Consider the following 15157-nt stretch of genomic DNA (forward strand, 5'->3'; position numbering starts at 1 on the left):
CCTTAGCCGGCGGTCTTGATCGCGTTGGCGTCGTCCAGCAGGACCACGTTCGGGTTCCACTGGCGCGCCTCTTCCTGCGGCAGCTGGCCGTAGGTGACCACGATCACCTTGTCGTTCTTCTGCACCAGGCGGGCGGCGGCGCCGTTGACGCCGATGACCTTGGAGCCGCGCGGCGCCTCGATCGCATAGGTGGTGAAGCGCGCGCCATTGGTGATGTTCAGCACATCGACCTGTTCGTGCGGATAGATGCCGGCGGCGTCCAGCAGGTCCATGTCGATGGCGATCGATCCTTCGTAATCGAGATCGGCCTGGGTCACCGTGGCGCGGTGCAGCTTGGACTTCATCAGGGTGACCAGCATCGTGCGGTCTCCAGCAAGAAAAACGCGGGGCGCAGGCCCTCGCTCACAGGCGGCTCATATAGGGATTTCCGGGCCTCGCATCAATCCGCACGCTGCGTCGCAGCAATCGGGTGCGGCTGCGAACGCCAGGTCAACCGACGGATTGCACGCGCGTCATTTGACGACGGCCCGCGTCCCCCTATGCTGGCGACGCCATTTCCGGCCTGCGAGCGCGCGTTTTCCCTCCGATGAAGCAATTCTTCCTGACGGTCCTTGGTGTCTTCACCGGGCTGATCCTGTTCGTCGTCGTCATTCCCGTTGTGCTGCTGACGGTCGCCGTCGCCTCGTCGTCCAAGCCGACGACGCCGGCGACCACCGTGCTGGAGCTGGACCTGCGCGGCGGCGTCAGCGACCAGCCGTCGTCCAATCCGTTCGCGGCCTTCGGCAGTTCGGGCCTGGCCCTGACGGACGTGGTCGATGGCCTGCATCAGGCCCAGAGCGACAGCAGCGTCAAGGCTCTGCTGATCCGCCTGCCGGAAAGCGGCATGACGCCCGCCACCGCCGACGAACTGCGCCAGGCCATCCACCGCTTCCGCAATGCCGGCAAGCCCGTCATCGCCCACAGCCAGGGCTTCGCCCCGTCGGGCGCGGTGATGTCCACCTATATGGTCGGGGCCTCGGCGTCGGAGCTGTGGATGCAGAACACCGCCGGCTTCCAGGCCACGGGCTTCTCGGCCGACAGCCTGTTCCTGGGCCGCGCCTTCCAGAAATACGGCGTCAAACCCGAGTTCGAACAGCGCTACGAGTACAAGAACGCCGTCAATGAATACACCCAGAGCGATTACACCGGCCCGCACCGCGAGGCGATGACGGCCTGGATGACGTCGATCTACGACACCGCCCTGGCCAACGCGGCCAAGGATCGCAAGACGACGGCCCCGGCGCTGAAGACGGTGATCGAGGCCGGCCCCTATTCGGCCGAGCAGGCGCTCAGCAACCGGCTGATCGACAAGGTGGGCCAGGTCGAAGAGGCCGAGATCGCCATCAAGACCCGCGCCGGCAAAGGCGCCGAGATCGTCGAGTTCGGCAAATACGCCAGCCAGAAGGGCGAACGCACGGGTTCGGGCAAGAACGCCATCGCCATCGTCGGCGGGGAGGGGGCCATCGTCACCGGACGCGGCGGCGGCGCCAGCTTCGGCGGCGGCTCGTCCATCCATTCCGACGACACGGCCGAGGCCATCTACGACGCGATAGAGAACAAGAGCGTCAAGGCGATCGTCTTCCGCGTCTCTTCGCCGGGCGGTTCGCCCGAAGCGTCCGAGCAGATCCTGGCCGCCGTGCGCGCGGCGCGGGCGGCGGGCAAGCCGGTGGTGGTGTCCATGGGCGCCTATGCGGCCTCGGGCGGTTACTGGATCAGTTCCGAGGCCGACTGGATCGTGGCCCAGCCGACGACCCTGACCGGCTCGATCGGCGTGTTCGGCGGCAAGTTCGTGCTGGCCGATGCGCTGGGCCGGTTCGGCGTCGACATGCGTGGGCTGACGGTGGGCGGGGACTACGCCGACGCCTTCTCGCCGACGCAGGAGTTCACGCCCCAGCAGCGCGCGGCCTTCGCCGGTTCGATGGACCGGATCTACGACGACTTCATCACCCGTGTGGCGACGGGCCGCAAACTGTCGCCGGACCGGGTGCGCGAAATCGCCAAGGGACGCGTCTGGACCGGCGCTCAGGCCCTGCCGCTGGGTCTAGTCGACCAGCTGGGCGGCGTGACCGAGGCGGTGAACAAGGCCCGCCAACTGGCAAAGATCCCCGACAACGAGCCTGTCCGCTTCAAGCATTTCCCCAAGCAGCAGTCGCCGTTCGAGGCCCTGTCGGAAATGTTCGGCGTCCAGACCGAGGCCGCCAAGGCCCTGGTCATGCTGGGCGGCGTCATGGCCGATCCCCAGGCCCAGGCCGTGATGCGCCGGATCGACAGCGACCGGATGCGCAGCCAGGGCGCGGTGGTTCTGGCCGATCAGCCGATCTTTTGACGGGCGCGGCGCACGCGACCGTGCGTCGCGGTCCATTGACCGCAGGCCCCGATGGACCGACATTGCGTATCAGGCGTTCCTCGGATCGCCTGAAAGGATGATCCATGTTCCAGCCTGAACGTCTCGCCGCCATCGGCCATGCCGCCCGCCGCCGTCCCAACGGCCTGGTGGCGTCCGTCATGTGGGTCGCCGGCATGATCGCCGCCGTCTGCGCCATGGCGGTCGGCGCCGTCCTCGCCGTTTTCACCGCTGCGGCCGTGGCGGTGATCGCCCTGTTCGCCGGCGTTCTGGTCTTTCTGGTCGGTCTGGTCATGCGCACCCGCCGCAATATTGCGCCGCGTCGCCGCAACAGCGATCCCGACCTGATCGAGGCCCACAAGGTGGATGGCGCCTGGGTCGCCTATGGCTGGGAGCGCAACGGCCGCTGAGCCGACGCCGCCCATGACGTCCTACATCGACGCGCCTTCGCCCAACTTCGACGCGCGCCGTGCGCCGCCGGACATGCTGGTGTTGCACTATACCGGCATGCAGACCGGCGAGGCCGCTCTGGCCCGCCTGCGCGACCCGGAGGCCAAGGTTTCGGCCCACTATCTGGTCGAGGAAGACGGTCGCGTCTTTCAGCTGGTGCCCGAGGAGCGCCGCGCCTGGCACGCCGGCCGCGGCGTCTGGCAGGGCGAGGACGACTGCAACGCCGCCTCCATCGGCATCGAGATCGTCAATCCCGGCCATGAGTTCGGCTATCGCGCCTTCCCCGAAGCGCAGATCGCAGCCGTCATCGCCCTGATCTCCGACATTCGCAGCCGCTGGACCATCGCCGACAACCGCATCATCGCCCATTCCGACCTGGCGCCGGATCGCAAGGAAGATCCGGGCGAGCTCTTCCCCTGGAAACGCCTGGCCGAGGCCGGGCACGGCCTGTGGTTCGAACCGGCGGCCGAACGGGTTCAGGCCTTGGGCGGCCTGTTGCAGAAGGGCGATCAGGGCATCGGCCCGATGGTGCTCAGCGCCGGCCTGCATCGGCTGGGCTACGGCCTGAAGGCCAGTGGCGACTACGACGCCGCCGTCGAAACCGCCGTCCGGGCCTTCCAGCGTCATTGGCGCCCGGCCCGCGTCGACGGCGTCGCCGACGGCGAAACCCGCGCCCGCCTGGTCGGCCTGCTCCAGCTGGCCAGCGCCGAGAGCGTCACGGGCGTATTGAATTGACGTTCGCGCCGCTAGCGCGCATCTAGCGCGCGCCAGACGGCTGGGCGGTCGCGGCGGACTTCGCGTCCGTCGAGGAAAGTCCGGGCTCCACGGTGAAAAGGCGGCGGATAACTTCCGCCCGGGGTGACCCGAGGGATAGCGCCACAGAAAGCAAACCTCCGGCCTTGCGAGGCCGGTAAGGGTGAAAGGGTGGGGTAAGAGCCCACCGCGGACCTGGCAACAGGGACGGCATGGCAAGCCCCGCCTGGAGCAAGACCAAATAGGGACATCGCGCGGGCTTGCTCGCGGGGCTCACCGCCTCAGATGTCCGGGTAGGTCGCGAGAACCGATCAGCAATGGTCGGTCCAGAGGAATGATCGTCGCCGATCCGGGCCTCGGCCTCGGATCGGAACAAAACCCGGCTTACAGGCCGTCTGGCATACTTTTCTTTAGGCCTATCGGCCTTCGGCCTGCTTGAGGCCGATTTTCTCGGCCTACCGCGCTTCGCGCTGCTTGAGGCCGACTTTTTTCTTTGGGCCTATCGGCCTTTGGCCTACTTGAGGCCCGGAGGGTTGGCGTTGGCGCCCTCCCTAAGCGCGTCGCCTAATCCGAGTTTGGATTATCCCCGCATTTCAGTGTTCTGGCGGCGGTCCCGCGCTTTCGCGCACGTTAACCTATTGTCTGGCAATGGAAGGTTAGAACGCCTCACAGCCTGTGAATACTTTGTTTGTTCCGTGTATGTTCCAGGCCTTTTAGCGTGCTTAAGTCGTCACACGTCAAAACATGGTTAAATCTTGGCCTTGATCCCATTGAGGCCCATTTCATCCCATGCTATCCCAGCTTCATGATTTGGGGCTGAGAGGCGGGCGCGGCGGGCGTTCGTCAGGGCATCTAGGGACGGGCCGAAGGGCTCGATTGGACAGGGCGTGTTTCTCTCGACCTATGAGAAGCAGCTGGACGGCAAGCGCCGTCTCCTCATCCCCAACGATTTCCGCACGACCGAAAACGGCGCCGCCGGCGGCGTCTTCATCTTTCCTTCGATCGAGGCCGACTGCCTGGAAGCGGGCGGCGACCGCCTGTTCGCCGTCTATGCCGAAATGATCGAAGCCCTGCCGTTCGGCTCCGAGGAGCGTTCGGCGCTGGAGTGGCAGGTGATGGGCGAGCAGGTGCGTCTGGCCTACGATTCCGGCGGTCGGATCACCTTGCCCGAGGCGCTGTGCGCCGAGGCGGGTTTGGGCGACACCGTCGTCATCGTCGGCCTGAACGACCGTTTCCAGATCTGGTCGCGCGAGAAATGGGCGGCCCGCCGCGCCGAACAGCGCGCCCTGGCCAAGGCCGGCATGGCCCAGATCGGCGCCTTGAAGCTGGCGGCCCAGATGAAGCTGGCGGGAGGCGGATCGTGACGGACGCTCCCCCCAATTCTCCCCATGCCCCCGTCCTGCTGGCCGAGGTCATCGAGGCCCTGGCGCCCGCGCCCGGCGATGTCGTGATCGACGCCACCTTCGGCGCCGGCGGCTATACCCGCGCCATCCTGAAGACCGGCGCCCAGGTCATCGGCCTGGATCGCGACCCGACGGTCCAGCCGCACGCCGACGCCGTCGTCGACGACTTCCCCGGCCAGTTCCAGCTGATCCGCACCCCCTTCTCAGGTTTGGCCCAAGCCTTCGCCGACAGCGGCAAGGCGAAGCTGGACGGCGCCGTCTTCGACATCGGCGTCTCGTCGATGCAGTTGGATCAGGCCGAGCGGGGCTTCTCCTTCATGCGCGACGGTCCGCTGGACATGCGCATGTCCGATGAAGGCGCGACCGCGGCCGACATCGTCAACACCTGGGACCACGGTCCTCTGGCTCACATCTTCAAACTGTATGGCGAAGAGCGCCAGTCGGGCCGCGTCGCCACCGCCATCCTGCGTCGCCGCGCCGAGCAGCCGTTCACCCGCACCCTGGATCTGGCCGAGGTGGTCGAAAAGGCTCTGGGCGGCCGTCGCGGCGCGCCCATCCACCCGGCGACCCGCGTGTTCCAGGCCCTGCGCATCGCGGTCAATGACGAACTGGGCGAGCTGGAACGCGGTCTGGAGGCGGCCGAGGCGACGCTCGCCCCCGGTGGACGCCTCGCCGTCGTCACCTTCCATTCGCTGGAAGACCGCATCGTCAAGGCCTTCCTGACCGAGCGCACGGGCAACAGCCCCGCCGGTTCGCGTCATGCGCCGATGGCCGTCGATCCGCGCAAGCCCAGCTTCACGCTTCAGTTCAAGGGCGCGCGCGAAGCGGACGACGAAGAGCGTTCCACCAATCCCCGCGCCCGCTCGGCCAAGCTGCGCGCCGCCGTGCGCACCGACGCCCCGGCCTGGGGTCGGATCGACGGGAGAGCGGCGGCATGACCACGGCGCCCTTCTTCACCTACTCCCGCACCGCCCTTCAGCGCCTGTTCGACTGGAAGGTGCGTGGCGTGCGCTGGGTCGAGATCATCGGCGTGGCCCTGGTCGCGATCATGATCGTGTCGGTCTATGCCGCCAAGGCCGCCGCAGCGCGTGAGAGCAGCCGCATCGCCCAGATCGAACAGGACATCCGTGAGAACGGACAGCGCGTCCGCCTGCTGCGCGCCGAGGTCGCCCGTCTGGAGCAGCCGGCGCGTCTGGAAAGCCTGTCGCGCCAGATCGGCATGGCGCCCGTCGCCGTCGCCCGTCAGGCCAAGGAAGGTCAGCTGACCGCCCTTAAACCCGTCCCCACTCAACCCGCCGCGTCTGCGCCTGCGGCCGCGCCGGCGCCCGCCGCCGTCGCCGATGACGCGCCCGTCCCAACGCCTTCGCCGGAGCCGGCGCAGTGAGCGTTCAGGATCATCGCTACCACCGCCCCGCGCCGGGCGCCGATTTCCAGGAACGGCTGCAAGGCCGCCTGTCGCCCTTCTGGCGCTGGCTGACGGAACTGGTCTGGCGGCTGGAGCACGGCTTCGAGCGCGCCCGCGCCGACGCTCGCCCGGAAGAGGACACGCGCGTCCGCATCTTCCTGATCCTGATCGTCTTTTCCTGCGTCTTCGGCGGCCTGGCCATCGGCGCATCGTATAAGGCCCTGTTCGCCCCGGCCAACGGCCTGGGACGCGGCGTCAATCCGAACGCCCTGGTGCGCGGCGACCTGACGGATCGCAATGGAGAGCTGCTGGCCACCAACATCGTCCACTACGGCCTCTACATCGACCCCGCCGAGATCTGGGATCGCGATCTGGCCTATCGCCAGATTCGCCGCGCCCTGCCGCGCATCTCCGCCGAGCGACTGAAGAAGGTGTTGGGCGGCGACCGTCGCCTGATCGCCCTGACCGGCCTGACGCCTCAGGAAAAGGCCGCCGTGCACGACCTGGCGCTGGGCGGCGTCACCTTCGAGCCCGAGGATCGTCGCGCCTATCCGCTCGGGACCTCGGCCGTCCACCTGATCGGCGACGCCGACACGGGCGGGCAGGGCGTCTCGGGCGCCGAACTGGCCTTCAACGACGAGATCCGCGCGGCGGGTCAGCGCGGCGAGGCCTTCCCCCTGTCCATCGACCTGCGCGTGCAGGGCGTGCTGGAAAACGAACTCGCCGCCGCCGCGATCAAGAACCAGGCGAAGGGCGCCGTCGGCATCGTCACCGACGTCCAGACCGGCGAGGTGCTGGGCATGGCGTCCTGGCCGACCTTCAACTCGGCCGATCGCGGCGCGGCGCCCGACGGCGCCACGCTGAACCGCGCGGTTTCGGGCCACTACGAAATGGGCTCGGTGTTCAAGACCTTCACCGTCGCCGCCGGCCTCGACACCGGCCGGGCCGACATGAACACCCTGTTCGACGCCTCCCAGGCCTTCCAGATCGGCGATCGCAAGATCAAGGACTTCCACGCCCAGAACCGGGTGATGACCTTGGAAGAGGTCTATCTGCACTCCTCCAACATCGGCACGTCGCAATTGGCGGTGCAGATGGGCCCCAACACCATGCGCGACTATTTCCGCCGCCTGGGCCTGCTGGACGCCGCCAAGATCGAGCTGAAGGAATCGGCCAAGCCCGTCGTGCCGCGTCGTTGGGACAACTCGACCCTGGCGTCGCTGTCCTTCGGCTACGGCATCATGATCACCCCGGCCCAGATGGTTCAGGCCATGGGCGCCCTGACCAATGGCGGTCGGATGATCCCGCTGTCGCTGCGCAAGGGCGGCGCCCGCAACGTCCAGCCGCAACAGGTCGTCACCGAAGAGACCTCGCGCGCCATTCTCGACCTGCTGCGTCGCAACGTCGTCAAGGGTTCGGGCGGGTTCGCCGATGCGCCGGGCCTGCGGGTCGGCGGCAAGACCGGCTCGGCCAACAAACTGGTCGGGGGTCGTTATGACCCCAGCCACGCCCTGGGCTCCTTCGCGGCGGTCTTCCCCGTCGATGGCCCGCTGAACGGCAAACGCTACGCCATCCTGATCGTGATGGACGAGCCGGGGACCTATCCCAAGACCGGCGCCTATGTCGCTGCGCCGGCCGTGCACAATATCGCCGACCGCATCGCCGGCTTCTTGGGCGTCGAACGCCGCGACGACCGCTGGCGCACGGCCTCGGGCGAGAAGATCCCGCAGTATCAGGACGTGGCGGGGGACGGGCTTTGAGCGCGCTTCACCTGTCCGACCTGCTGCGCCGCGACGTGTCCTCGGACCCGGTCATCACAGGCGTCACCGCCGACAGCCGCAAGGTCTCGCCCGGCGCCCTGTTCGTCGCCCTGCCGGGCACGGCCGCCGACGGCCGCGCCTTCATCCCCCAGGCCTTGGCGCAAGGGGCCGCTGCGGTTCTGGCGCCGACCGATACGCCGGATGGCGCGGCGCCCGTTCTGGTCACCTCGGGCGACGTGCGCCGGGCCTACGCCATCGCCGCGCGCGGCTTCTACGGCGCCCAACCCAAGACCTGCGTCGCCGTCACCGGCACCAACGGCAAGACGTCGGTCGCCACCTTCTGCCGCCAGATCTGGGCCGGGATCGGCCATAAGTCCGCGAGCATGGGCACGCTGGGCGTCATCGGTCAGAAGGGCGTCAAGACCTACGCCCTGACCGGCCCCGGCCTGACCAGCCCCGACGCCGCCGAGGCCGCGCGCCTGATGGCTGAACTGGCCGCCAAGGACGTGACCCACGTCGCGCTGGAGGCCTCGTCTCACGGCATCGATCAGCGCCGCCTGGACGGGGTCGCGTTGAAGGCCGCCGCCTTCACGAACCTGACCCAGGACCACCTCGATTATCACGGCACCATGGCGGACTACCGCGCCGCCAAGATGCGCCTGTTCGAGACCCTGCTGCCGCGCGGCCGCACCGCCGTGCTGAACGCGGATTCCGACGCCTATTCGGTCTTCGCCGCGGCCTCGATCATGGCGGGCCTGGGCGTCATGGGCGTGGGCGAGCGCGGTCGCGACCTGACCCTGATCGGCCGTCGCGCGACGCCTGAGGGCCAGCGTCTGAGCATCGACGTGCGCGGCGACATCCGCGAAATCCTGCTGCCCCTGGCCGGCGCGTTTCAGGCGTCCAACGCCCTGGTGGCGGCCGGTCTGTGCATCGCCGCCGGCGATCCCGCCGACGCCGTTATCGGCGCGCTGGAAGGCCTGACCGGGGCGCAAGGCCGCCTCCAACGCATCGACGGCGGGCAGGAAGGCCGGGGCGAGGTCTATGTCGACTACGCCCACACGCCAGACGGGCTCGAGACGGTGCTGAACGCGCTGCGTCCCCACGCGACCGGACGCCTGATCGTCGTCTTCGGCGCCGGCGGCGACCGCGACCGTGGCAAGCGCCCCCTGATGGGCGAGATCGCCGGGCGTCTGGCCGATATCGCCATCGTCACCGACGACAATCCGCGGTCCGAAGACGCCGCCGCCATCCGCGCCCAGGTCCGCGCCGGCTGCCCGGACGGGATCGAGATCGGCGACCGCCGCGCCGCCATCGAGGCCGCCGTCGAAATGATGCGTGACGGGGATGTGGTGGTCATCGCCGGAAAAGGGCATGAACAGGGTCAGATCGTCGCGGGCGTGACCCACCCCTTCGACGACGCCACTGTCGCGTCCGAGGCCCTGTCTCTCTATGCCTGAAAACTCCGCCCGCCCGCTCTGGTCGGCCGCCGAAGTCGCCGCCGCCACGGGCGGCGTGCTGCACGGCGACGACCGCCCGATTACGGGCCTGACCTACAACAGCCGCGAGATCGTCCCCGGCGATCTGTTCCTGGCGCTGAAGGGCGAACGCGACGGACATCAGTTCGCCAGCGGCGCCTTCGCATCGGGCGCTGCGGCCGCCCTGGTCGAACACCCGGTCGAGGGCGGCCCTTGCGTCGTCGTGCCCGACACCTTGCGCGGCCTCGAAGCCCTGGGCGTCGCCGCTCGCGAGCGCGCGCCCCATGTAAGGCGCGGAGCCGTCACCGGCAGCGTCGGCAAGACCAGCGTCACCCAGGCGATCAAGGCGGGCCTCGACCTCGCCGGTCCCGCCCACGGCTCGATCAAGAGCTACAACAACCACATCGGCGTGCCCCTGACGCTGGCCCGGATGCCGGTCGAGACCCAGCGCGCCGTGTTCGAGATCGGCATGAATGCGCCGGGCGAGATCGCGCCGCTGTCGCGCTTCGTCGCCCCCCACGCCACCTGCGTCACCACGGTCGGTCCGGTCCATATCGAGGCCTTCGCGGACGGCGAGGCCGGGGTCGCGCGTGAAAAGGCGACCATCTTCCAGGGTCTGGTCCCGGGCGGTGCGGCGGTGGCGAACGGCGACGTCGCCTTCTCGTCTGTCCTGTGCGACGCGGCCAAGGCGGTCGGCGCGCGCCTGCTGACGTTCGGATCCGACGCCGGCCATGACGCCCGCCTGCTGGACTTCCGGCCGGACGCCGAGGGCGCGGCGGTCGCCGCCGAACTGTTCGGGCGACGCATCGACTATCGCCTGGCCCAGTCCGGCGCCCATTGGGGCCTGAACAGCCTGTGCGTGCTCTTGATGCTCGACGCCCTGGACGTGCCGCTGGACACGGGCCTGGAGGCGCTCGCCCGGTTCCAGCCTCTGGCCGGACGTGGCCAGACGCGCACGGTCACGACGCCGGATGGCGCCTTCACCCTGATCGACGAAAGCTACAACGCCAATCCGCTGTCCATGGCCGCCGGGTTCAAGACCCTGGGCGCGCGCTCGACCTCGGGCCGCCGCGTGGTGGTGCTGACCGATATGCTGGAGCTGGGCGAGCAGAGCCGCGACCTGCATGAAGGCCTCGCCGGCCCCATCGACGCCGCCGGCCTCGACCTGGTCCACGCCGCCGGTCCCGAGATGCGTTGGCTCTACGACGCGCTTCCGGTCTCGCGACGCGGCGTCTGGCGCGCCACGGCGGCGGAACTGGCGGCCGAGGCGGCCCTGCTGGTCGCGCCCGGAGACATCGTCATGGTCAAGGGCTCGAACGGCTCCAAGGCCTCGCTGGTGGCCAAGGCGCTGGCCGATCTTCAAGGCCGCGACACGCCGCCCGCGACGCGATAGGGAAGCCGAATGTTTTACCTGCTCTATCTCTACTACGCCGACGTGGCGCACCAGTATCCGCTGCTGAACCTGGTTCAGTACCAGACGGTGCGCGTGGCCCTCGCCATGGCCACCGCCATGATCGTCGCCGTCGCCATGGGCAGCCGCTTCATCAACTGGATCCGCGCCAAACAGGGCCGGGGCCAGCCGATCCGCGACGACGGCCCGGTGTCCCATCTGTCCAAGGTCGGCACCCCGACCATGGGCGGTCTGATGATTCTGGCCGGCATCGGCGTGGCGGTGCTGCTCTGGGGCGACCTGACCAACCCCTACATCTGGATCGTCAGCTTCGTGACGGCGGCCTTCGGCGTGCTGGGGTTCATCGACGACTACGCCAAGGTGACCAAACAGACCTCGGCCGGCCTGACCTCGAAACAGAAGCTCCTGGCCCAGACCGTCGTCGCCGTCGTCGCCGGCGTCCTGACCGTGCTTTGGATGACGGTGTCGCCGACCTCGCCGGGGCTTGAGACGTCGATCGCCTTCCCCTTCTTCAAGGCCGTGCTGCTGAACATCGGCTGGTTCTATGTGGCGTTCGCGGCCTTCACCATCGTCGGCTTCTCCAATGCAGTGAACCTGACCGACGGTCTGGACGGTCTGGCGACCGTGCCGGTGATGATGGCGGCGGGCGCGTTCGGCGTGATCAGCTACCTCGCCGGCAACTTCGTCTTCGCCCAGTATCTTCAAGTCCACCACGTGCCTGGCGCGGGTGAACTGGCCATCTTCTGCGCGGCCATGATTGGCGGCGGCGCGGGCTTCCTGTGGTACAACGCCCCCCCGGCCAAGATCTTCATGGGCGACACCGGCTCGCTGGCTCTGGGCGGGGCGCTGGGCGCCATCGCCGTCACCACCAAGCATGAGCTGGTCCTGGGCATCGTCGGCGGCCTGTTCGTCATGGAGGCCGCCTCGGTCATGATTCAGGTCGGCTATTACAAGCTGACCAAGAAGCGCATCTTCCTGATGGCGCCGGTCCACCACCATTTCGAGAAGATGGGCTGGCCGGAATCCACGGTCGTTATCCGCTTCTGGATCATCGCCGGCGCCCTGGCCCTGCTGGGCCTGTCCACGCTGAAGCTGCGCTGATCCGATGATCTCCGTTCCCGGCTTTGAAGGCAGGCGGGTCGCGGTCTTCGGCCTGGGACGGTCGGGGATCACGGCCGCGCGCGCCCTTCAGGCCGGGGGCGCGATCCCGATTCTTTGGGACGACGGCGAGGCGGGCCGGGCGCAGGCGAAAGGCGAGGGCTTCACGGTCGAGGACCTGGCCGCCGCCGACTGGTCCGGCTTCGCCGCCCTGGTCCTGTCGCCCGGCGCGGCCCTGACCCATCCCAGGCCGCACTGGACCGTGGACCTGGCCCGCGCGGCCGGCGTGCCCGTCCTCGGCGACATCGAACTGTTCGCTCGCGCCCTGGCCTCGTATTCATCGTCATCCTCCGGCTTGACCGGGGGACCGCGCGTCGTCGCCATCACCGGCACCAACGGCAAGTCCACCACCACCGCCCTGATCGGCTGGGTGCTGAAGTCGGCGGGCCTGACGGTCCACGTCGGTGGCAATATCGGCGTCGGCGTCCTGGCCTTGCCCGAACCGACCCCTGACGCCGTCTATGTGATCGAGGTCTCCAGCTATCAGCTGGACCTGACCACGACCTTCGCCCCCGACGTCGCCATCCTGACCAACATCAGCCCCGACCACCTGGACCGCCACGGCGGCATAGACGGTTATGTCGCGGCCAAGCGCCGGATTTTCGCAAATCAGGGACGGGATGATGTGGCCTTGGTGGGCGTGGACGACACCTGGGGGCAGGAGATTGCATCTGAACTGTCCCATCGCGTCATCGCTATTTCCTCCTCCGCTCATCCCCGCGAAGGCGGGGACCCAGGGCTTTCGTCAGGAGACGATGCCAAGGATCAACGTCTTGCCCCATCCCTACCGGTGGAGCGCCCACAAAACTGGGTCCCCGCTTTCGCGGGGATGAGCGGAATTAAGACTCTGCCCGGCGCGATCTGGAGCGAAGGTCGCGAACTCGTAAATCTCACCGCCGCGCGCTCGCTTCCCGGCCGTCACAACGCCCAGAACGCCGCCTTCGCCTGTGCAACCGCCCGCGCGCTCGGCATTGACCACGACGCCGCCGTCGCCGGCCTGCTGTCCTTCCCCGGCCTGGCGCACCGCATGGAGGCGGTCGGGCGCCTCGGCTCCGTGCGCTTCATAAACGATTCCAAGGCCACCAACGCCGACGCCGCGCGTCAGGCCTTGGCCTCCTATCCGTCCGTCTTCTGGATCGCCGGCGGCGTGCCCAAGGCCGGCGGCATTAAGGATCTCGCCGACCTCTTCCCCCGCATCGCCAAGGCCTATCTGATCGGCGACGCGGCCCCGGCCTTCGCCGCCACACTGGCTGACACGCCCCACGTCATCGCCTGCACCCTCGACGCCGCCGTGGCCGCCGCCGCCGCCGATGCGGCCTCTGCCGGCGGCGACCAGATCGTCCTTCTGTCCCCCGCCTGCGCCAGCTTCGATCAGTTCAAGGACTTCGAGGCGCGCGGCGAGGCCTTCCGCGCCGCCGTCCTGGCTCTCGGCGCCGTCCCGGAAACCGCGTCATGAGCGCTCCCTACACCCCCGCCTTTTCCCGTAACGACCAAAGCCATGTGGCCCAGTGGTTCTGGACCGTGGATCGCGGCCTGCTGGGCGCGGCGCTCGCGCTGATGGCCCTGGGCGTCGCGCTTAGCTTCGCCTCCAGCCCCGCCGCCATCCTGGCCGATGAATCGATCACCGACCCCTTCCACTATTCCTGGCGGATGATGGTCTTTTCGGGCGTGGGGCTCAGCATCATGCTGACGACCTCGCTGATGTCACCGCGCGGCGTGCGACGCATCGCCGTCCTGGCCCTGTTCGGCGCCATCGTCGTGATGATGGCTCTGCCCTTCATCGGCGACACGGTGAAAGGGGCCGCCCGCTGGGTGAACTTCGGCCCCTTCAGCCTGCAACCGTCCGAGTTCGCCAAGCCCGGCCTGATCGTCTTCGCCGCCTGGATGTTCGCCGAGGCGCAAAAGGGCCAGGGGGTGCCCGGCGTGACTATCGCTTTCGGCTTCTACGCCCTGACCGTCTCGCTGCTGCTGATCCAGCCCGACATCGGCCAGACGCTTCTGATCACCACCACCTTCATGGCCGTCTTCTTCATGGCGGGCGTGCCGTTCAAATGGATGGCGGTTCTGGCCAGCCTGGGCATGGCGGGGCTGGTGTCGCTGTATTTCGTCTTCGGACACATGCGCGACCGCCTCAGCCGCTTCTTCTCGCCCGAGACCACCGACACCCATCAGATCGACAGCGCGTCCGAGGCCATCCGCGCCGGCGGCCTGCTGGGCCGGGGCATCGGCGAGGGCGTGATGAAGCGCCGCGTGCCCGACCTGCACACCGACTTCATCTATTCCGTCGGCGCCGAGGAGTTCGGCCTGATCCTCAGCCTGATCATGATCAGCCTCTATGCCTTCATCGTCATTCGCGGCATGCGCCGGGCGATGAAGCTGACCGACCCGTTCGAGCAGACGGCGGCGGCGGGCCTGTTCATGCTGATCGGGCTTCAGGCCTGCATCAACGTCGCGGTGAACCTGAACCTGATCCCGACCAAGGGCATGACGTTGCCCTTCATCAGCTATGGCGGCTCCTCCATGCTGGCCATGGGCCTGACCATGGGCTTTGCCCTGGCCCTGACGCGGCGCAGACCCGGCGCCTACGAACCCGGCGCCAGCCTGACCATGGGCCGGCGGTTGCTGTAGTTCTCTTTCGTCGTCCCGCGATCTCGCTACGCCAGTCGCAGGAGGACGAAAGAGCGGTTAGCCAGCCTTCTTTGACGAAAACATGCGGATGATTTCCTTCGCTTACCGCTCGCGATCGACCGTCTCCTGCCCACGCTGCAAAACCGTGCGATCCTGTCGCCGCCCCATTCCTCGCCGCACCGTTCCTGGCCGACATTAGACAGATTAGACGAATTAGACGGTGTTTTTGCCTGCCCACCGTTTGAACTTCAGAATATTCAGACCCTCTTTTTCGGAGCCTCGACGAGGTCGGCGAGGCGTTGGGCGGCGTCGGGGATGGCGACGCTGCGGG

General features: G+C 68.1%; 13 protein-coding genes and 1 other RNA gene. 13 read left to right on the forward strand and 1 reads right to left on the reverse strand.

Translation table 11 applies throughout. The features are described from left to right. Positions 1 to 2: 2 nt before the first annotated feature. Entirely contained in the window at positions 3 to 359 is a 357-nt protein-coding gene (panD, locus tag RT123_RS09815; RefSeq protein WP_039246844.1) for an aspartate 1-decarboxylase, read from the reverse strand. A 227-nt stretch (positions 360 to 586) separates the two neighbouring features. On the opposite strand from panD, the gene sppA reads away from it, so the two are divergent. From sppA to RT123_RS09880, 13 genes are all read left to right on the forward strand, one after another. Next, a complete protein-coding gene (gene sppA, locus RT123_RS09820; protein WP_313008961.1) occupies positions 587 to 2365 on the forward strand; it encodes a signal peptide peptidase SppA in 1779 nt (592 codons plus the stop codon). A gap of 104 nt (positions 2366 to 2469) precedes the next feature. Beyond that, positions 2470 to 2793: a hypothetical protein gene (locus RT123_RS09825; protein ID WP_017504540.1), complete on the forward strand. Its 324-nt coding sequence runs from the start codon at positions 2470 to 2472 to the stop codon at positions 2791 to 2793. A gap of 13 nt (positions 2794 to 2806) precedes the next feature. After that, the gene (locus tag RT123_RS09830) at positions 2807 to 3568 is read left to right on the forward strand and encodes an N-acetylmuramoyl-L-alanine amidase (RefSeq protein ID WP_066550309.1); all 762 of its coding nucleotides are present in this window, start codon (positions 2807 to 2809) and stop codon (positions 3566 to 3568) included. Between the two features lie 32 nt (positions 3569 to 3600). After that, an RNA gene (rnpB, locus tag RT123_RS09835) (RNase P RNA component class A) lies at positions 3601 to 3989 on the forward strand. A gap of 484 nt (positions 3990 to 4473) precedes the next feature. Next, complete coding sequence (locus RT123_RS09840; RefSeq protein ID WP_017504538.1) at positions 4474 to 4950, forward strand: division/cell wall cluster transcriptional repressor MraZ; 477 nt, start codon at positions 4474 to 4476, stop codon at positions 4948 to 4950. Continuing rightward, entirely contained in the window at positions 4947 to 5927 is a 981-nt protein-coding gene (rsmH, locus tag RT123_RS09845; RefSeq protein WP_313008964.1) for a 16S rRNA (cytosine(1402)-N(4))-methyltransferase RsmH, read from the forward strand. Before RT123_RS09840 ends, rsmH begins: the two co-directional genes overlap by 4 nt. Continuing rightward, positions 5924 to 6373 (forward strand): cell division protein, encoded by a 450-nt coding sequence (locus RT123_RS09850; protein ID WP_313008965.1) that lies wholly within the window; start codon positions 5924 to 5926, stop codon positions 6371 to 6373. Before rsmH ends, RT123_RS09850 begins: the two co-directional genes overlap by 4 nt. Positions 6374 to 6429: 56 nt before the next feature. Further along, positions 6430 to 8154, forward strand: coding sequence for a penicillin-binding protein 2 (locus RT123_RS09855; RefSeq protein ID WP_313008971.1), 1725 nt, complete (start codon positions 6430 to 6432; stop codon positions 8152 to 8154). Next, positions 8151 to 9611: a UDP-N-acetylmuramoyl-L-alanyl-D-glutamate--2,6-diaminopimelate ligase gene (locus tag RT123_RS09860; RefSeq protein WP_313008966.1), complete on the forward strand. Its 1461-nt coding sequence runs from the start codon at positions 8151 to 8153 to the stop codon at positions 9609 to 9611. Before RT123_RS09855 ends, RT123_RS09860 begins: the two co-directional genes overlap by 4 nt. Then, entirely contained in the window at positions 9604 to 11022 is a 1419-nt protein-coding gene (gene murF, locus RT123_RS09865) for a UDP-N-acetylmuramoyl-tripeptide--D-alanyl-D-alanine ligase (protein ID WP_313008968.1), read from the forward strand. Before RT123_RS09860 ends, murF begins: the two co-directional genes overlap by 8 nt. 9 nt (positions 11023 to 11031) lie before the next feature. Further along, a complete protein-coding gene (gene mraY / locus RT123_RS09870; protein WP_017504532.1) occupies positions 11032 to 12141 on the forward strand; it encodes a phospho-N-acetylmuramoyl-pentapeptide-transferase in 1110 nt (369 codons plus the stop codon). A gap of 4 nt (positions 12142 to 12145) precedes the next feature. Further along, positions 12146 to 13654, forward strand: coding sequence for a UDP-N-acetylmuramoyl-L-alanine--D-glutamate ligase (murD, locus tag RT123_RS09875; protein WP_313008969.1), 1509 nt, complete (start codon positions 12146 to 12148; stop codon positions 13652 to 13654). Continuing rightward, positions 13651 to 14826: a putative peptidoglycan glycosyltransferase FtsW gene (locus RT123_RS09880; protein ID WP_055805836.1), complete on the forward strand. Its 1176-nt coding sequence runs from the start codon at positions 13651 to 13653 to the stop codon at positions 14824 to 14826. The genes murD and RT123_RS09880 overlap by 4 nt, the downstream gene beginning before the upstream one ends. Positions 14827 to 15157 lie beyond the last annotated feature (331 nt).

This window comes from Brevundimonas vesicularis, assembly GCF_032067225.1.
Lineage (GTDB): Bacteria > Pseudomonadota > Alphaproteobacteria > Caulobacterales > Caulobacteraceae > Brevundimonas > Brevundimonas vesicularis_F.